Source organism: Paenibacillus spongiae, from assembly GCF_024734895.1.
Classification (GTDB): domain Bacteria; phylum Bacillota; class Bacilli; order Paenibacillales; family Paenibacillaceae; genus Paenibacillus_Z; species Paenibacillus_Z spongiae.
The window spans coordinates 1,182,066-1,202,238 of the sequence record NZ_CP091430.1 but is presented as its reverse complement, the minus strand read 5'-3'; the positions used below and the strand labels follow the sequence as shown (position 1 = coordinate 1,202,238).

The 20,173-nt window shown below is 50.0% G+C and carries 15 protein-coding genes; all 15 read right to left on the bottom strand.

Annotation, left to right across the window (positions count from 1 at the left end):
* Positions 1-93 precede the first annotated feature (93 nt).
* Positions 94-981, bottom strand: a complete 888-nt coding sequence (locus tag L1F29_RS05375) for a carbohydrate ABC transporter permease (RefSeq protein WP_258387335.1) — start codon at positions 979-981, stop codon at positions 94-96.
* Positions 982-1,002: 21 nt separating this feature from the next.
* Entirely contained in the window at positions 1,003-1,893 is an 891-nt protein-coding gene (locus tag L1F29_RS05370; RefSeq protein ID WP_258387334.1) for an ABC transporter permease, read from the bottom strand.
* An 86-nt stretch (positions 1,894-1,979) separates the two neighbouring features.
* Complete coding sequence (locus L1F29_RS05365) at positions 1,980-3,596, bottom strand: extracellular solute-binding protein (protein WP_258387333.1); 1,617 nt, start codon at positions 3,594-3,596, stop codon at positions 1,980-1,982.
* Between the two features lie 168 nt (positions 3,597-3,764).
* The gene (locus L1F29_RS05360; protein ID WP_258387332.1) at positions 3,765-5,204 is read right to left on the bottom strand and encodes a response regulator transcription factor; all 1,440 of its coding nucleotides are present in this window, start codon (positions 5,202-5,204) and stop codon (positions 3,765-3,767) included.
* 1 nt (position 5,205) lies between these two features.
* The gene (locus L1F29_RS05355) at positions 5,206-6,930 is read right to left on the bottom strand and encodes a sensor histidine kinase (RefSeq protein WP_258387331.1); all 1,725 of its coding nucleotides are present in this window, start codon (positions 6,928-6,930) and stop codon (positions 5,206-5,208) included.
* Positions 6,931-7,437: 507 nt separating this feature from the next.
* Positions 7,438-8,742 carry a CehA/McbA family metallohydrolase gene (locus tag L1F29_RS05350; RefSeq protein ID WP_258387330.1) on the bottom strand — a complete coding sequence of 435 codons (1,305 nt, stop codon included), beginning with the start codon at positions 8,740-8,742 and terminating at the stop codon, positions 7,438-7,440.
* On the bottom strand, positions 8,739-9,587 hold the full coding sequence (locus tag L1F29_RS05345) for a Cof-type HAD-IIB family hydrolase (protein WP_258387329.1): 849 nt from the start codon (positions 9,585-9,587) through the stop codon (positions 8,739-8,741). The genes L1F29_RS05350 and L1F29_RS05345 overlap by 4 nt, the downstream gene beginning before the upstream one ends.
* Before the next feature lie 65 nt (positions 9,588-9,652).
* Positions 9,653-10,525, bottom strand: coding sequence for a carbohydrate ABC transporter permease (locus L1F29_RS05340; protein WP_258387328.1), 873 nt, complete (start codon positions 10,523-10,525; stop codon positions 9,653-9,655).
* A gap of 9 nt (positions 10,526-10,534) precedes the next feature.
* A complete protein-coding gene (locus L1F29_RS05335) occupies positions 10,535-11,407 on the bottom strand; it encodes an ABC transporter permease subunit (RefSeq protein ID WP_258389614.1) in 873 nt (290 codons plus the stop codon).
* A gap of 74 nt (positions 11,408-11,481) precedes the next feature.
* Positions 11,482-12,882 carry an extracellular solute-binding protein gene (locus L1F29_RS05330; RefSeq protein ID WP_258387327.1) on the bottom strand — a complete coding sequence of 467 codons (1,401 nt, stop codon included), beginning with the start codon at positions 12,880-12,882 and terminating at the stop codon, positions 11,482-11,484.
* Between the two features lies 1 nt (position 12,883).
* Entirely contained in the window at positions 12,884-13,921 is a 1,038-nt protein-coding gene (locus L1F29_RS05325) for a LacI family DNA-binding transcriptional regulator (protein ID WP_258387326.1), read from the bottom strand.
* 314 nt (positions 13,922-14,235) lie between these two features.
* On the bottom strand, positions 14,236-14,916 hold the full coding sequence (locus tag L1F29_RS05320; RefSeq protein ID WP_258387325.1) for a DUF4956 domain-containing protein: 681 nt from the start codon (positions 14,914-14,916) through the stop codon (positions 14,236-14,238).
* Positions 14,917-14,934: 18 nt separating this feature from the next.
* Positions 14,935-15,642 (bottom strand): polyphosphate polymerase domain-containing protein, encoded by a 708-nt coding sequence (locus L1F29_RS05315; protein WP_258387324.1) that lies wholly within the window; start codon positions 15,640-15,642, stop codon positions 14,935-14,937.
* Between the two features lies 1 nt (position 15,643).
* Positions 15,644-18,757, bottom strand: a complete 3,114-nt coding sequence (pelG, locus tag L1F29_RS05310; protein ID WP_258387323.1) for an exopolysaccharide Pel transporter PelG — start codon at positions 18,755-18,757, stop codon at positions 15,644-15,646.
* The gene (gene pelF, locus L1F29_RS05305) at positions 18,758-20,173 is read right to left on the bottom strand and encodes a GT4 family glycosyltransferase PelF (protein ID WP_258387322.1); all 1,416 of its coding nucleotides are present in this window, start codon (positions 20,171-20,173) and stop codon (positions 18,758-18,760) included.

Here is a 20,173-nt window from a genome sequence, read left to right as displayed (position 1 = left end):
CAAAGAAATCCGGGAGCAACAGCGATCGGAATAACATTCTGCCTGCGCAGCGGTAAGTGTTTTAACCATTCATTCAATCGATATAAACGTGCGCTATTCCTTAACCGAACCGAGCATGATGCCTTGAATGAAAAACCGCTGCAGGAACGGATAGATAACGAGAATAGGCAGCATGCCGATCACGATTTTCGCCGCATTCAAGGTCTGATTGGACAGATTCTTGAACATCTCGATTCTTTCCTGCGATGATATATTTTGCATGTTCGTCTGCACGACAAACTGCTGGATATACGTTTGGAGCGGATAGTTCTCCATGCTTCGCATGAAGATCAGACCGTCGAAGAAGGAATTCCAATGGGTGACGATACTGAACAGCGTTACGGTCGCCAGCGCCGGAGCGGAGAGCGGGATGAAGATCTTCACCAGCATGTACCACGGTCCCGCTCCGTCGATATGACCGGCTTCCGAAAGCTCTTTCGGAAGGCTTCGGAAGAAGTTGATCAGCAGGATGACGTTAAAGACGGGTACTGCAGTCGGGAGAACCAACGCCCAGATCGTATCGAACAGACCCAGATACTTCATTAGGATATAGAGAGGAATAATCCCTCCGCTGAAGAGCATAGTCACAATAATGGTCCACATGTAATAGTCGCGGAAACGGAATTCCGAAACTTGACGGGATAGCGGATATGCCATTAATACGGTCATCAGAAAGTTGATTAAGCCCCCCAGGAGAACCCGCTTAACCGATACGAAGAATGCATTAAGAAAATTTTCGTCGCTTAGAATCGTGCTGTATGCCGCCGTATTGAAGCCGACGGGCCACAGCGTTACCTTGCCGGCCGCAGCTGCAGCTTTATCGCTGAAGGATACCGCGACCGTATATATGATCGGAGCCAAAGAAAGGAAAGCGATCACTGACATTAAGACATATAAGCTTCCCATTGCAATGCGCGCCGTCATCGATTTGTTCTGAACCATATGAGTACTCCCCCTTTCCGGTTAAAAAATGCGATAATTGGCAAATCTAGCAGCCAATCGGTACGAGATCACGATCAAGATCAGCCCGATCACCGATTTCATCAATCCGACCGCAGTTGCCAAACCGAATTGGGCTTGAACGATACCGACACGGTACACGTACGTATCAATAATATCGCCGGACTCATAGACAAGCGGATTGTACAAGTTGAAGATTTGATCGAACCCGGCATTCAGAATGTTGCCGATGCTGAGCGTTCCAAGAAGCACGATGGTCGGTGCGATACCTGGAAGCGTAACGTATCTCAGCTTTTGCAGCCATGTAGCGCCATCGATTTCCGCCGCTTCATACAAGGTCATGTTGATGCCGGTCAGTGCCGCCAGATATATAATTGCGTTAAACCCGAATTCTTTCCACACATCGCTGGATACGATAATCCACGGGAATAAGCTATTGCTGCCAAGAAACATGATCGGCTCCATCCCGAAGGCTTGAAGCGCATTGTTCACTACTCCATCGAGCGAGAGCAGGTCGATAATAATGCCGGATAGAATAACCCAGGACAAGAAGTGAGGCAAGTAGACGATCGTCTGCACCCAACGCTTGAAGGCGAACTTCCGTACTTCATTTAATAAAATGGCAAACGTTAATGGAACAAGGCTGTTCGCGATAATTTTCCAAAAAGCAATGTTAATCGTGTTGAAGAAGATGGTTTTGCTGTCCTTCATTTCGAACATATACTTGAAGTTATCAAAGCCAACCCATGGAGATTTCGTAATGCCTAGTCCCATCTTGAAATCCTGGAACGCAAGCACAATGCCGACCATCGGAATGATGCTGAATATTAAGAGCAGGATCATGCCCGGCAATAACATTAGATGGTAGTGCTTTTGAAACATCTTATGCTTCATTAATTTGGCGCCTCATTTCTGAAAGAAACAAGCCATGGACATAAAGCGCCATAGGCTTGCTGTGGCGCTTTATGCATTCCATTGCATTATTTCTTTATTTCGTCCTCAATTTCTTGAATAATCGTACTGCCGCCTTCAGCCTTCCAGTCTTCGACGAACTTGTCGAACGCATTCAAGTCCAAGCTTCCGAGCACGATCTTGTAGAACGTTTCATTCTCCATCTTCTGCAGGTTGGCCCAGCGGCGCTCCATCGTTTTGGTCGTCGCGCCGAATGCCGGATCGATCGCGTTCATCTCTTGCTTCAGTACGCCGGCGCCGATCAAGTAAGCGGCAGGTCCAGCCCACTCGTCCGCATTCGCTCTTGGATTGGCTTTATCCTTAAGCGCCTGATCGTATACGATCTGCATTTCTCCGTCCAGCTCTTCTTTCTTCACCTTGCCTGCGAGCGCATCGACGAGCATGGTGTGCTTCTTCGAAGCCGCATCCGGGTAATCCGTAATCATCGTCAATGGCCATAGGGAATGACCGTTGATCAGCTTCTTGGCTTCATCATCCGGCGTATGCGTAATTTTGTCGTACAGGTTCGCGTACACGGCAGCCGCCTCCGGATGCTCGAAGCCTTTCTTCACGACAAGGTAAGACGACGCTGCAGGCAGCGATGCAATGTTAACCTTGCCTTCTTTGTCCTTAATCATATAAGCCTGCCAGTCCGCTTTCGGATCGTTCTTGACCGATCCGGTCAATGCCCAAGGCGTCCACCATGGTCCGAAGAACGCACCCGCTTTGCCGCTGGCTACAAGCTCGTCCGGACTCTTGCGCAGCGCAAATTCTTTGTCGATGAGTCCTTCCTTGTACATATCGCGGATAACGCCAAGCGCTTCCTTCGTTCCAGGCATCGTCGAACCGTATACGACTTTACCGTTTTCGTCCTTCACCCAAGTTCCCGGATAGGCATTGAAGGCGTTGAAAATGCCTTTGAAATCATGCAAGCCCCCGCCGACAGCGGAGAGATTCTGGTTGTTGCCGGTTAAGCCGATCGTATTGGCTTGACCGTCGCCGTCAGGATCCTTCTCGATAAACGCCTTCAGCACGTTCTTCAATTCCCCGACATTCGTCGGAGGCTGAAGACCCAGCTTGTCCAGCCAATCCTTGCGGATCCACAGCATGGAAGGCGCATCGGCCTGGATGGCTACGCTTGGCAGTGCCAGCAATTTACCGCCGTAAGTTGCGGCATCGATGACTTTATTGTCGGTTGCCGCGTAGAACTGCTTAATTTCAGGCGAAACATATTTCTCATAAACATCAGTCAGGTCTTCAAGCTGATCTGCGGCCGCCATAGCACGGAACATCGTCTCATTCACGACCATCATGTCAGGTATGTCATTGCTGGCAACGGCCAACTGCAATTTTTGATCATAATCCGTCGAGGAAGCATACCACATGACTTTCGTTTTAATATTTGTCCGATCGAATACAAATTTGGTGTACTCATTGTCTTCGATGGTTTCGCCATCCTTCATTTCCAGGTTCGGCGGAACGGCTTTCGTGACCTTGACCTCTACCGGTTCAGGCAGCCGGAACGGATCCGTCAGTTCTTTGCTCCCCGTCTGTCCCTCCGGCTTGGAGTCTCCAGAGTTGCTGCTGCATCCGGTAATGACAAGAGACGCTACTAGTACAAGCCCTAGCATTTTCTTGATGTTCATTTCCCCACCCTTTTCTAGGTTCTTTGTTGCTGCTCATTCATTATAAAATAAAAAAACTCCCTTCCGGGAGTATCCAGCGTCTTTAGAACCGTATACGATCGTACTTTTGTATACGGTATTATTACCAGGCCGCAGATCCGTATAAGCGATATTTTGGATGATCGTGCGCTATATACCGGATGTTTGTATACCTGTCTGACGCTGCTGGCGATATTCACTTGGTGTCAGGCCGATCTGCTCGCGAAACAGCCGGCTGAAATATTTTTCGTTCGGGTACCCGATCATCTCCGCGATCCGGATGATGGGGATCGTAGTTTGCGACAGCAGCTCTTCGGCCTTCGCAATCCTCTGGTCGCGCACATATTCGTTGTAGGGCTTTCCGACTATATCCTTGAAGCAGGAGCTGAAATAGCTGCGGCTCATGTTTACCGTGTTTGCCATCTCGACCAGGCTGGTTTGCTGCGAAATATCTTGAGCAATCAAATCGACCGCTTTCAATATGCTGTCCACAATCGGCTTCGAATATAAAGATTTATTCGTTAATTCAATCAAATGATTTCTGGTTTGGCGGATCCATTCCACCCATTCATACCAATAAACCAGGCTGCCAATCCGGCCGCTCTCCGTAATCTCCTCCGTCGACAACGTCCGCTCCCATTCGCGTGTAGCGGAATAGAAGATGCTCTCCAGCTTCTCCTTCGGCAGCCTCATCTGTTTCAGCTCGCCCAGTCTCTGGTTGAACATATCGTCGTGGTTGACCCAGCGAAGCGTTGACCACCACTTATGCATATCGAGCACGTCGTCTTCGAAGACGATCGGCCAGCTCTGCTGCTCGGCGACAATCGATATTTCATACAGCCGCTTGTCCGCTTCCAGCTCATACATCAGTCCTCGGCTTCGGAACTCGCGCAGCCACTTCATGACCTCCGTCTTCTTGAAGCCGCTAATATCCGGTAATTTCAAGATGACGATTGCAGGATCCGTTATCAACCGTTCGTGAAGCTCCTCCCCGAGCTGCCGGCCGGAATCATCGTTATCCGGAGCCCAGAGCCAAATATCCGGTTCAACTTCCTTGAGGCATTCCACGAACTTTGCCGGCAGAAGGTCCATCCACTGGTTGCCCGGCTCCGGAAGCAGGGAAAGCAGCGCAATACCGCAGCTGCTTAGGAACTGGTTCTTCTCCCCGGCTGTTTCCTGCTGCACCCGGCTTGCTTGCGGATGCTTCCCGTTCTCATCGTTTATCCGCCCCATAATACGGGAGAGAACGTCCTCCATCTTCTCCTTCTCCAGCTGCGTCTTCACGATGTAATCGATCGCGCCGAGCCGTAGCGACTCTTGAATATATTCAAAATCCTGGTGGAAGGTTAAGACGACCAGCCATATATGCGGATAACGGATCCGGACCGTCCGCATTAATTCGATCCCCGACATAACCGGCATGGCCAAATCGGTAAAGACCACATCCACTTCATGATTCTGCAGAAATTGAAGAGCCGCCTCGCCATTAGCCGCTTCGCCAATAACCGTCAGGCCGAATTGCTGCCAAGGCATGAGGACCATTAGCCCTTTCCGGACCAGCTTGTCGTCATCCACGATCAGTACGTTCAACTTATTTACCTTCTTTCTTTAATGGCAGCCGCAGCAGTACGGTGGTTCCTTGGCCTTCGCTGCTCTTAATTTGCAGCTCCGCTCCCGGGCCGTAGCGTGACGAAAGAATACGCTTGACGTAATTGATGCCGATTCCGAACCCCATCTTTTTGTGCTCTCCGCGTTCATTGTGAAGCAGCTTCTGAATCGCTTCCTCCGAAAGGCCGATTCCGTTATCGGACACCGAGACGATCACATGCGAACTGTCCTCCATGCTGACATGAACCTCAATAACCCCATCGTCGCCCAGCCCGTGATATAATGCATTCTCGACAAGCGGCTGCAGAATAAACCGCGGAATGCTTAAGTTCTCGGCAGTCTCGTCGGCCTCGATCTTCACGCCAAAGCGGAAGTCATAGCGGATTTGCTGCAAATTCAAATATTCCTTCAGCGCGCCGATTTCCTGCTTGATTGTCGTGTCTTGACCCTGCTTATCCAGATTATAATGGAGAAGCTTGTTAAGCGATGTGACCAGACGGTCGATCTCATCCTGTCCGTTCAGGCGTGCCAGCCAACAAACCGTATCAAGTGTGTTATACAGGAAATGCGGGTTGATCTGGTACATCAGCTTCTCGACCTCGAGATCGGCTTTTCGTTTCTCCTTCTGCTCGACCTCGGCCAGCAGATCCCAGATCTGTCTGCGCATATGCCAGAATTGGTGCAGCAGATGATCGAACTCCGGTATTTGCATCATCTTGATTTCGGAATGGAAGTTCTTGTTCGCAAGCTGCATAATCTCATTATTGAACTTCGTAAGGGGCACGTACATCATACGCCAGAGCAGCCAGCCCAGCAGCAGGCTGACGGCAATCGTCAGCAGCGAGAAGCCAGCGAATTGCATGATCCACTCCGTTATTTCCTTGTTGTACTCCGATTTGGCGATAACAGACACGACACTCCAGCCTTGATTGCTTACATTCTGGAATAAATAATAGCCATTATGCTTGACTAATTTTCCCGGCTCGGTGTCTGCAGGGTAAGCGGCGCCAATTGGAAAAGCATCCGAATTCTCGCTGTAGCTGACGATCCCCTTATCATTCACAATCAGATGATCGACATGCATGCCTTTCGGATTGCTCTGCAAGATTTTCTCCGCGAAATTAAAACCCGTTTCCACATAGACGTAGACGTCATCCCGGTCCGGAATATTGGCTTGCCGGAATACGGAGATTACGCTGCTGTCATCAAACCGGTTGCTCGCTTTATGCGGGCCATAATACGTAATGCTGTCATATTGCTGCAGAATGGGCAGTTTGTCCAGATCGAAATCTTTCTTGATCGGAAAGTTCTCGAATAGAAAGCGATGGTCGTTCTGAAAATAATAGAATGTCAGCCCGATCGTCGGATTGGCAAAATTGATAATGTTCAGCTCGTTAACGAGCTCCTTCTCCAAGCGGGACTTCTCGTATACATTGGTCGAATCCAGATACTGCTTCAAATCGCGTCCGATGCTACCGTTGAACGCCAGCTGCTGCGTGACATGATTCAAGTTCGAAAGCGTATTCGATAGCGAGAGCTCGACCTGTTGCAAGTTGTTTTGAACGCTGGACTCGATCTTGTTGTTGAGCATGGAATACATTTTATAATACGAGAGCGTGCCTATTAATCCCAAAGGGAGGAGCGAACTGGTCAGAATGATAATGAGAAGCCGCTTCTTGAGCGATAGCTTGGTGAATATGCGGTTCAATATTATGCGCCTCCTAGCTTCAATCGAAAGACGAATCGCGGGGTGCAAGGACGAAAAGGCTTCCCAACCGATAGTAGCTGAGACGCTGATCCTGTAGTCCCGGAAGAGACATCTTTCGACAAATCAAGGCCAGTATATCAGACCTCCGATGTGTTCACAATCATTTCGCTTTTAAATAGAATGAACGAATAACTAGTAAAGCAACCTGATAGCTGATCAGAAAGATCAATAATTACAACCTGCTGCGCTCGTTGTTAATATTATTTCTTCATTATATATCGGTTGAAGGCCTCAGAACAAAGAGGACCCGCCGGCGGCTCCTCCAACATCAATCTTATGGTCTGCATAATAAAAAAGCCTGGAAAATCGCAGGCTTTCCGCTGTTACATGCTGATCGGTCTGATCGGTTCATTTTCAGTCCAACAAGCTTCCGCTTCATTGCATGCCAAAAAACTGCGTCACCTTCAATTGTGCGCAGTCTTGTTGAAATCCTTATTACGGCTCGGCTTAACGAAAATATAGCGGGTTGCTGATTGCCGCGGGCAGCATCGCATTGGCTTGGTCGAAATGGCGCCATACTTCAACGCGGTAAAACAGCTTATTCTGGATCGGCAGGGTAAACGTCTTCGCTCCAGTTTCTTGAGCCGTATCGACGTATTCTTCACCCATGTCGGAAATCACCTTAATCACGTCCCCGGGCTGAATCTGGTTCAATTCGAATTGAACCGGATAATTAGCGGCATCTTCCCCGTTCAGCCGGATGTCCTCCAGGCAAACCGTATCGCCCATCACATACGGACCGCTTGTAATATGAATCGTCGGCCCTTCCGGCGCATAGGTCAGAAATACTCTGCCAAGGTCGATGGACTGCAAAATTCCTTCTACCGAACGGGATGGACTATACGTCCATGTCGTCGGCGTACAGTGCTGCACGAAAGCCTCCGGACGATGCACGTCGCTGCCGCCGACCGCGACGATCTTCTTCCCTGAAGCCAGCTCGCCTTGCCACCAATCCAGCGTCTTGCGATTATCCTCTCGCCAAGGTCCGTTCCATATTTCAACCCAATCGAACTCGACATCGAAGCCCCAGTGCCAGCCGCAGTTGCGGCAGTGCGGATGATTCAATACGATTTTGGCCCCGTTGCTTCTCGCTTCGCGTATACGCTCCTTGGCCTGTTCCGCGGTATTCGCCCTGAAATCGCGGATCGGATAATCGACGCCGAGAAAATTGCAATGGCCGTAATACGTCGTCAGCTCCATGCCCGGAATGGTCACGACCGAGGTTGCCCGGGGAGCCGCAAGGTTTTGGCTCGTCGTATTGTGATCCGTCAGCGCGACGAAGTCGCCATTCATCTCCTCGATCAGGCGCACCTTCTCCTCCAGCGTGAAGCTGCCGTCGCTATGAACGCTGTGCGTATGCAGATCCCCCTTTAGCCAACGGTAGAACTCCAGCTGGCATTCGATGCGGACCGTAACCCGGCATCCTTCCGGAGGAATTGCGTAAGCACCCAGAACGACCGCCCAACCCGTACCGGCCTGCAGCTTGCCCCTCATATAACCGGGAGTCGCATTATCCAGTCCAAGAACGAACTCTTTTCTCGCGCCGCCGCTCCAGCCGCGGATGCCGTCCGCGTCCTTGATTCCCAGATCGACCACGCATCGGCCGTCTCCCAGAGGCGAAACTTCATAGGATACGCGCACACTTTCGCTTCTCTCCGGCATATCGAATGGGACTTCCACATAGGTATCTTGTTCCTCATGTGCAATCACTCGTTCGATCGTCCATATGATTGTATTGTTTTCTTGAGTCAAGATGACTTCATCTCCTTTTCCTTCGCTCCGCTTGTCAGTCCGAGCTTCTGCACATAAGCCGCCACGCCGTCTTTGTCGTTGGAGACGGTACGATCCCTCGCGATGGCTTGAATGTGCGGATCGGCATTCCCCATCGCTACCGACCACCCGCTGCTCGACAGCATCATCCAATCGTTCATGCTATCGCCGAATGCGATGACTTCATCCCCGCCAATCCCCAATTTCGCAAACTGAATCTGCAGGCCGCTCCACTTCGAAACGCCTTTTTTATTCAGCTCGATGCTGTTATCGTTCATCCGAATGACTTCGACCAGCTGTTCCATGGCTTTCATCTGTTCGTAGATGGCGGTGATATCCTCCTCAACCACCATCAGCTTGAACAACTGCATGGTTCCTTGGCTCAGGCCGTCCCGCACGAGACGTTCGGGAAGCGCCTTGATGTCCGGCAGGCGAAGCCGAAGGAATGGCATATCCTCCTGGACGATGACGATCCCGTTATCGCTGGCATGCAGCTCGTAGTTGGCTTTTGACCGCCGTAATTCCGTTAATAGCTGCCCTGCGATTTCGCTTGGTATCGCCTCGCTGTGCATGATCGCAAAATCATGGCCGTAGACCGACATCCCGTTGCTGCACACATATCCGTCGAATGGAAGATCGCCGCACACCGCTCTGGCCTCGCTCAAATTTCGGCCCGTAGCAATGATTAGCTTCATGCCGGCCTGCTTCAGCTTCAGCAATGCGGATCTATTAGCGGCCGATATCACTGCATCCGAATTGAGCAGCGTTCCGTCCAGATCAAATACAAACCCTCTTACACGCTCAGCTATAGCCGCAAATGTATTCATTCATCTGATCTCCTATCCCAAAACCGATGGATGCGTGCTGCGCTGGCACCATCAATAACGGCTTGTTATTCCTTGGTCGAACCGAGCATGATCCCCTTCACGAAAAACTTCTGTACGAACGGATAGATGACAATGAGCGGAATGATGGCAATCATGACACCAGCCATACGCACGTTCGGCGTCATGAAGAAGTTGCTCGACGTCGCATCGGATTCAACGACCAGCGACCGAAGCGCAATTTGAAGCGTGAGCTTGCTCTGATCGGTAATATACAATAACGCCGGAGTAAATTGGTTCCACTTGCCGACGAATTCGAACAGCGCAATCGTGGCCAAGCCCGCCTTAGCTAAAGGCAGGTACATCCGTACAAAAATCCACATGTTCCCCGCCCCGTCGATTCGCGCCGATTCGTTCAGCTCGTAGGGAATCGATAAGAAATAATTGCGGATCAACAGCACGCTAAATCCGGAAACTAGCCCCGATACAACCAGCGAAGTCAGCGTGTTGAGCAGATCGAGCTCCTTCACGACCTGATAGACGGGAATCATAATCGCTTCCCCTGGAATGGTCATCGTGAGCATAATGAGCGAGATCATCAGATTTCTGCCCGGCAGCCCTCTTTGAATGAGCACGTAACCGGCCATGGCGCTCAGCACGACATGGAGCGTCGTACCCACCACCGTGACGATCGTATTGTTGAGGAAGGGCTCCCACAGCCTTACCGTTTTCCAAACCGTCTGGTACCCCTCGAAGCTGAACTCCGACGGCCACATCTTCAGTCCGACCTCCATCGAAGACGCATTGCTCGACAGCGAGATGACCAGCGTGTTCCAGATCGGGATCAGCATCGTTGCGACCAGGAATAATAGAAATAAACCGTTCAATAGCTGTACAACCGGATTCGGCTTATAGCCGATAGGCCCGTAATTGTTCTTCATTAGTACACCTCAATCCAGATCGTCGTAACGAATCGCCTTACGAATCACATAGGCCAGCACGAGCGTCAAAATTATGACAAGGTAAGCAGCCGCGGTGGCGACCCCCATCTTGAAATCGATAAACGTCTTCTGATACGTATAGCCCATGACGACATCGACTTGTCTGGCAATGACTCCGTTGCTCATCACGACAATTTGATCGAATATCTTAAAGACACCGAGGAGATTGATCAGAAACACGACTTTCATCGTCGATTTTAACTGCGGGATTGTTACATAGCGGATCTTCTGCCATCTTCCCGCTCCATCCATATCTGCCGCTTCATATAATGACGGATTGATGCTGACCATCGCCGCCAAGTACAGAATGCAGTTATAGCCCATTTCCTTCCATACATTGCTGAAAATCATGATCCATCTGGCGTATTCCTTCTCTGCCATAAAATGAATCGGTTGATCCATGCCCAGCAGCTTCAACAGCCCGTTGACTAAGCCGTTATCCGGCGACAGCATATATATCCAGATCCCGCCGACCACAACCCACGAGAATAGATGCGGGAAGTAGATGACCATCTGGGTAAACTTCTTAAAACCCGCGCGGATGACTTCATTCAGGGACAACGCCACGATGATCGGGGCAATAAAACCGATAATCAGCGTGCCTCCGCCGATCAGGACCGTATTGACCATCGTCTGCCAGAACACAGGATCTTGAAGAACGATCGCATAGTTGCTGAAACCGACGAACGGCCGGTCACCGATGACACGAAACTCCTGCATACTGATGATCAAACCCCGCACGAGCGGGTAGAACGTAAATAGGATGAAGTATGCAAGGACCGGGATAATCATGACGTAGAGCGATCCGTACCTCTTTATCACATTCAATGGTGTTACACCTCGCCATAGATTAATAAAGGGGAGTCTCGCTTTACTCCCCTTGCCATCATGTTGGATTAATCGATCAGATCGGCCGCCTTCAACTCATCGTTCATGCTCTTGACTGCCTCGGCAGCAGGCATCTTGCCCATCATCGCCTGGAAAGCATAGTTCTGAATGATTTTCTCCGCATCGGCCCAGCGTTCGGTTCCGATTTCAACCTGCGCATTATTATCCAGAATGATCTGTCTTGCTTCCATAATGCCCGGCAATACGCCGAACGGATTTTTGAAGTTCGTGTTGTATACGAATGGAGCGCCATGATCCATGCTGTGGCTTTCACCTTCGGCAGTCAGCTCATACTTGCCGTTCGCGACCGTATAATCATGCCCTTCGATCCCGATCGTGCCCAGCAGGTTGCCTTGCTCCGAATGCCAGAATTCCAGGAACTTCATTGCCAGCTCCGGATGCTCGGCATTCACCGGAATGCCCCATACGGAAGGCTCGCCGCGCCGCAGAATGATCTTGCCGTCCGGACCAAGAGCGCCGGCAATTCCTTTCGCTTCAAATTTCGGATTGTCCTTCTGGCCCAGGTTGTTGAATTGGCCGACCCAAGCATCCCAATACGTGACCATGCCTACACGGTTCGTCAAGAACAAGTCTCTCATCTTCTTGGTGTCATTCGTTGCAAAGTTCGGGTCCAGAATGCCTTCCTTGTACAGCTTCGCGAACCAATCGTACATCGGAACGGCTTGTTCGGTCGCGTATGGAATGGTACGCTTGCCATCGCTGTCGATCACATATTTATACTTCAATCCGGCTGCACTCATAAAACCTTGGATATCATACAAGCCTGAAGTAGACAGACCATACGTATCGTCTTTTCCGTTACCGTCCGGATCCTGCTCCTTGAAAGCCTTCAGCACATTGTAGAATTCATCCAATGTCTTCGGCTCCTGCAGGCCGAGCTTGTCCAGCCAATCCTTGCGGACTATCGGAAGCGTACCGCCCTCGAACTTGTTGAATACACTGTAAATTTTATCGTCATACTTGATCATGTCCCATTCTTCGGCCGGAATGACGGCAGGATCGCTCAGTACTTTGGACGCCTCAATTTGACTGGTCAGATCCGTCAGCGCACCCTGCTCGACAAGCTTGTCCATTACGCCTTGATTCATATAGACAAGGTCATATTTCTCGCCATTGGAGATGGAAGTCAGCAGCTTCTTGTCGTAGTCGGTGCTCGGCTTCTCGATCGTCACCTTCATGCCTGTGAGACGCTCTACTTCCTTCTGGAACAGATCATTCTCTTCCGGGGTCTTGCCGCCGACGACCCCGCTCAGAATACGCAGCGTTCCTTGCTCCTCGCTGCCCGTTTCGGCGCTATTGGACGGTTTGTATTCTCCCCCGCAAGCAGTCAAGATGGAAGAGAAGAGCAGAACAGCAGCAGTTCCCAGCATAATGCGTTTCTTAAACATATCAGTAATTGCCTCCTAAAGGTTTTATAGGTCCGCAGGAATCGCGAATAATCAATTCGGTTGGAATAAGGATGCGTGTAGCGATCTGTTCACCCTGCTTTAATTGATCGATCAACAGCTTGGCGGCCGCGCTGCCCAGCGTTTCACCGTTCAATCTGACACCCGATAAGGATGGGGTAAATTCATGCGCAAAGATCGAATCGTTGCTGAACGCAAATACAGATAGATCGGACGGGATCGATATATTCATCTCCTTGGCTCCCTGATAGATGCCCAGAGCCACCTTGTCGGAGTCTGTAATAACCGCCGTTATCCCATGACTCGCGCTCATCATCTGTTTCATATAAAAATAGCCATACTCCGCGGAATGCAATGCATCGTCTTTGTACACGATAAGATTGGAATCGCTCGTCAATTTTAATTTTTTGAAGGCTCTGAGATAACCGTTCGCCCGGTCCTCCGAGACCGTCCGCGATCTCGAAGCGTTCAAGAACAAAATTCGGCGGTGTCCAAGCTCAAGCAAATATTCCGTCACCTTCTGGGCCGTATGCAGATTATCATTGTCGACGTAGCAGATGCGGGACTCGAATTCGAACGATGGTCTGCCGATGACGACAAGCGGATGCTCCTGCAAAACCAGTTCGCTGATCCGCGGATCATTCTGGGATGGATCAAGCAGTATTTCCCCGTCCACCGGATTGGACGACAGATGCTCCACTTGGCTTAAATACTCGCCCGACAGCGTGTTGACCAGCAGTCGGTAGCCGTGATCGTAGCATTCCTTCAATACACCGTTCATGAGCGTAAGATGAAATTGGCTAAACTTGATTTTTTCCCCCTGCATGTTAAGGCCTATAATGTTGGTCGTCTTGTTGGTTAACGTTCTGGCCCAAAAATTCGGCTTATAGTTCAATTGGTTCGCCACGACGAGAACCCGTTCCGTTACCTCCTTGCTGATCGGCCTCTTTCTGCTGAACACGCTAGATACTGTGCTTTTCGAAACCCCGGCTGCTTTCGCTACATCATCAATCGTAGCCAAGTGTTTACCTCCTTGCTTCGGACTAACGCAGGAATAATTCCTAACGCTATGTTAAACCGGTTTTGTTACAACAGAGTCAACGGCATGTTGAGTTTAAGTAAATAAAGCTTAAGAATCAGGCGTACGGACGCCTTTCTCCTCCTTATTCAACAGATTATTCCATTCATTCATTAAACCCGTTTACTTCGGTTTTGCTCGCGGTACAGTCCATACAACAGAGAAAGACCGTGATTCTCTACTGTATGTAGAAAACCACGGTCCTCCTGTTGCCGGAGATCCTGCTCATCCGTTTGCTGCTTATGGCTAACGTCAGTCTACTGAGCGTAATCGCCCGTATAGTTGACAAGGGATGCATCATGCACGCCCTCGATATTCGAAATCGTATGCACGAATGAAGTATTGTCGTCGCGAAGCATCACTTCGACCGTAACCTCCGTAAAATCCTTGCGCACGGTCTTGGACTTCAGCTTGCCGTCCAGCTTGCGCAGCTGTACGCGAATCTCGTCGGCGGCGATCTCCGAATGGCGGATAATAAGCAGATACGCCTGCTCCTTAATCTTGCGCCGGGACAGCCAGACGATGATTAAGCCGATGACCAGAGAGCCGAACAAGGCCAGCGGGTACAGCTTCGCACCGCTCGCGATTCCTGCCGAGATCGCCCAGAACATATATACGACATCAAGCGGATCCTTGACCGCCGTACGAAACCGGACGATGCTGAGCGCACCGACCATCCCGAGCGACAATACGATGTTGGTACTGATCGTCATAATAATAAGCGAGGTGATGACGGCCATCAATACGAATGAAACATTGTAATTATAGCTGTACACGACGCCTCGGAACGTCTTGCGGTAGATCCAATAGATAAACAATCCGATAGCGAATGAGCATAATAATCCCAGCACCATGTCGACATAGGAAATATTGCGGAATGCCTCCAGATGAAGCATGCTTTTCTTGATAATATCTTGAAAATTTACCGTTTCTCCCACATTAGCACCTCTAACTCTCTATTCTTTAAAATGGATAATGCCCGCTTCCCGGCAGAGGACATATTTGGAGATGGATGAGCGATTATGGCTTTCAAGCTGCATCAGCTTGCGTATATGATCCGGGAGAAAGGAATCGTATTTAACCTCCAGAATAGTCAGAGGAGCGGATAGAACCTCCTCGAGCACCAGGTCGGGATGAAACAGATTGCAGGTGTTGATGCCAGCGCTTAACCGCTTATCGAATGTAATCCGAACGTTGCCAGGCTCGTAGATATAGGCCTCCCGAACATAATTAACGATCGTAATGGGCCGGAATCCCCGGCTCAGCGCGGCATAAAACTCCTGCAGGAGCGCGCTCTCCCGTTCTTTCAGAAACGTATACGAGCCGCTTAGCAGAGCACCGTATTCCTGCCGCGTGATAGGAGCGGACTCTTTGCATACGTACTCCCCGAACTTGCTCTTGCGCTCCACCGTAATTTTGGCGTCGGAGCCATTGTAAATCCGGATGCGGTACTTTTCCCGGCTAAAGATGCCATCGTTCTTATCATGCAGCGAATGCCTGTGAGGACCGTCGAAATACAAGCTCCGTATTTCGTAACCGTCCGCATCAACCGAGTTCCGGTCCATGGTCAGCAGCTGGGAAACTTTATGTCTTAAGGCCATGTAGTCATGGGTATGCAAGTAATACTTATACTCATGTCTTAGTTTCTTTCCCTGGAACTCCATGCTACTCCACCTCAAATTCTCTCAGCCCGTAGTAATAGTCGCCTTCTTCGTTCAAGTAATAATCGAATGCAACCTGCTCATGCCCGCTAGAATCCCGGGCAATTACCTTCCAGTAATAGGTGCCCGATTTCAGCGCATTGATTGAAACGCTGTTGAGTTGAAGTCCTTTCTTCTCCGCCACGACCTGCGTAAATAGTGGGTCTTTGGCGACTGCGAGATCATATGTGAGGTCTTCGCCTTGAAAATCATACGAGATATCCCATGCCAAGTTTAATTTATCGCCGTCGAATTCGACATCATGAAGGAAGAACGGCCTTGGCTTCTCGAGATCATCCAGATACCGCTGCTTACCTCGTTCCGGCGTATTAATTAAGAGCTCCAGCTCTTTATCGAGGTCTTTATTTACTCCCGGCAAAAATTGAATATCCGGATGCCTGTACAAGTACGGCTTGACTGTCTCCCGGTATTTGTCAATTTGCTTGGCGACGGTATCCTTATTAATATATTTCTGCGAGAGCTCCTCAATCTTATCGGTCAGCTGCTGAATATGCTCCTGCGTGCGGAAATAGCGGTTATGCAGCGTATTCGCCCAATAGTTGCTAAGCCCATTCTGATACAGATGGATATCATTCTTCTTTCTTTGAAGCTCCCAGCCTCCGTCATAATCCCAAGGCATAAAATACCATTTATCCGAATTCAGAGGCGAGTATAAGTAAAAGTTGTTAGCATCGGTGTCCATATTGTCCATCAGAATGTTCATGGCAGTCCACGTCAGCAAATTCTCGAGATCGAAATGCTTTTCGACGACATCATCGATCGGAATTTGCATATTATTCAAGTCATCCAGCATGCTGATTAATTTATCGTGTTCTTCCCGGCCTTTAATTTCAAGAATGGTCTCGAAGGCTTTCTTGTCATAGGCGGGGTCGTTATGCGACTTAATCTGCTCGGGATAGCGCTGGAATTCGAAGAACGTAACCTTGTACAAATTGCCGTTCGGATCAAGCCAATGCGATTTCAGAAACATCTCGTTCGGCTGTTCAATATGCGTATATAAGCCGTAATCCTGATAGGCCGCATTGGCGCCCCCTTCCGACAGGTCCTTGACATAGAGCTGAACGAACTGCGTCCGCAAGCTCGTCATATCCGGAATCGTCTCCATTAAATCAAAGCTCAGTTTGTTTCTCAATCTGGACAGATCCATAATATGCTTGTTGAGATTGGGCGTCCGCTGATTCTGCCAAAGTCCGGCATCGTCATAGAGTTTAATTTTATAAGACTTCTGCGAGGCATACCGCGCCGTATTACCCCTCAAGCTTATTTTGGCATTCGCGCTCGTTTGGCCATAGCCGAACTCGCCTTGCGCCGGTCCGCTGCCGCCCGTTTTGCCTTCCTGAACGATGACCTCCAGGTTCTCTTCGCTATAACGGTCCGTCATGCGGTTTAGCGCGTACCAATTAACCGGCTGTTCGTTATCCTTCTTATCTGGCAGGATCGTGATGTATAAGGCCTTCAGAGATCCGTCCTCATCCCGGTCATAGATGCGCTTGTCTTCCGTCAGACCGTCACTGGGAGCGGCTGCCGTAACGGGTGCACCGACCTCGGCGGTCTTTCCTTCCTTATTATCGGTGGCTTCGCTTGAGCAAGCGGACAGCAGTAAAGCCATAACAATCATAGTGGACAATACCGTAGATGATTTGACAATCGGCGTTTTCGTCATCGGCACCTTCCCCTTCGTCATGAGCGGCTGCGAGCAGAACGTAAAGTAATCAATATTGCGCAGCACGTACAGCAGCCGGAGAATAACAGCGGCCAGACCCGTGAATGCCGCAATAAACATCCCGAGACCGTCGTCTCCCCGCATCATCGTCCAATACGTGAATCCCGCGCTCATCAGAACGAATAGGCCGCTGATGCCAAGGACGCCTTTCCGGTCATCGAAGTACATAAGAATATGCAGAAATACAAACATCATAATAAAGAGGAAATAGCCCAATACGAGGACGATGAACACATCCAGTTGCGCCATCGTAAACCCGATTTTCGGCAGCAGCTTCATGCCGATCGCGATCGACAGGACGGTGAATAGCAATTGAACTTCCATTAAAAATCCGATCTCCCGGATTAATGTGCGCTGCATCGCTTTCTTCGCTTTATTGATTTCCTGAAGCGTCCCCCCGTCAAGCACCTGAAGGTAATAAACGCGAAACTTCTCGTAGAAAGACGTTTCAATCGAAACGACGAACAGGACGAGCGACGGCACTACCGACAGAAACGCGTAGAAGACAGGCAAATCATAGATCGGCATAATGAGATATTGATTCGCGATTTCTCTCCCGTCCGGACCGAACCAATAGATGAAATTATGAATGTACACCCCCGCGTACATGAAGCATCCTGTAAAGAAGAGCGCCGGATATTTCTTGAAATACGAAAGAAACGAAAAGAACAGCTTGCTCTTCGATCCCGGAAACATTTGTTTAAAGTGTTGCATCGACATCGTGCATATGACAAAAAAGCCGACATCAATGGATAAAAGAGCTGCCGTGGTGGATTGAAGCTCCGTAAAGGAAAATAAGAGCCAGCCCGAAGCCAGCGCCGCAACCACACCGATCGCAAAGCTGCGGACAATGCGTACATAATCCTTCAGCGCAGATAAGTAAACGCTCTGAATCCAGATGATAATAAGCTCCATGAAGAAGAGATAGGCCCCGATCTTATACCCGGTGCTTGCCGTAACACCCTGCAGGAAGATCCACGCGGCCAGGCCGCCAAGCGGCAAACTGACTATAAGCGCTCCGTAGAAGGAAGATAGCATATGATCGAATTTCTTCTGATAAAGCATGTCGGCCAAGAAGCGGGTCAGTACCATGGAGATACCGCTCGTAATAACGATGGAGAAGATAAAGCAATAGGTTACCGTTGCGATATACAGCTCCCACTCCAAATAACTCGCATCATTCGAGGACATCATCCTTTGGAGCGCAATGATCAGAAACATACATAGAATCATCGGCCCAATCGTCGTTAAGGAGGAGTAGGCATAGGCACGGACATGATTGATTAATCCTTGCCCTTGAAATAACTTGCGCAGCTCGAATCCGATCCCTGCCATCTATGCTCTCCTCCCCAGCGATTGATATAAATCGTGATAGCCCGTTATAACTTCCTCGTGCTTGTAATACTTCTTCACGCGTTCGCGGGCGTTGCGCCCCATCGACTCGCGAAGCTGCTCGTCCTTGCACAGCTTGATGACCGCATTGGCAATCTGCTCGTAGTGCATAACCGGCGCGATGAATCCGGCAGGGCCGATCCCGTCGTCCGGGCCTTCCAGCAGCTCCCTGCAGCTGCCCACATTGGTGGCCACGAAAGGCTTGGCGCAAGCCATGCCCTCCAGTATGGCGAGCGGCTGCCCTTCACTGATACTGGTCAGCATGAGCACATCCATCTGTCCCAGGTAATCCTTCACCCGGACGGAGCCGGTAAACCGGACATCCCGGACTTCAAGAGCTTCGATCATCTGCAAGCATTCTTCGTAGTATTCCGGATCCTCTTCAAGCGGGCCCATAATAATAAGCTCAGCTTGCGGTACTTCTTTCTTGATTAAGGCGAAGCTTTGAAGCATCGTCTTAATGTCCTTAATCGGCACGACACGCACAATAGCTCCGATCCGGATTTTGCCGTCCTTTGGTGCCGGAGTCAGGGCGGCATAGTCATCGCTGTTTACTCCGTTGGGAATGACGCTGATCTTGTCAGGGCTGCACCCCAGCTCAATCTGAATTTTTTTATTCAGGTTAAACAAGGTGATGACTTGATCCGCAGCCTCATACGCGCAGCCGGACAGCCTATAGAAGTATTCAATCCACAGGTCCTTGAAATACCCCTTCACCCAGTCCGCCTTAATGATCTCTTCTTCCCGCTCCCGCGAATAAATGCCATGCTCGGTGAGAAGGAACGGACTCCCGTGAACATGCTTGGCCAGTGCCCCGATTACGCCTGCATATCCCGTCGATACGCTGTGGTACACATCGGCCTTCGGAATCTCATGCCGCAGCGTTAATAGCAGCGGCAGGATCATGGAGCGCACCGTCCAGAACATTTCCGTAAACGGCACCAGGTTATATTTGGTCTGACACAGCTCTTCGAGAATATCGAAGTAATCCTTGCTCAATAAGAAGTCGGACGCCTGACGGAATTGATTGCTGCGCAATAAGTCGAATATATTGGACCACACAATCTCTTCCTCTCCCCCGAGAAGCGCGCGTACGTCACGCTTCTTGGCGGCGGAAAGACGGAACCGGCTTCCCCAATCGCTTTCCTCGAAGAGATAGGCATCCAGGAAGATTTCCTTTACCTCAACGACATTCGGAGGCAGCTCGTACTTGAACTGCCCTTGCTGCGAGCTTTGGGCGGCGATGGCAAAAATAATGAATTCCGTGGATGGCATCTGTGTGATGATCGAGTGTATCCAGCTCGAAACGCCGCCCGTTATGTAGGGATATGACCCCTCTGCGATAATACATATTCTCAT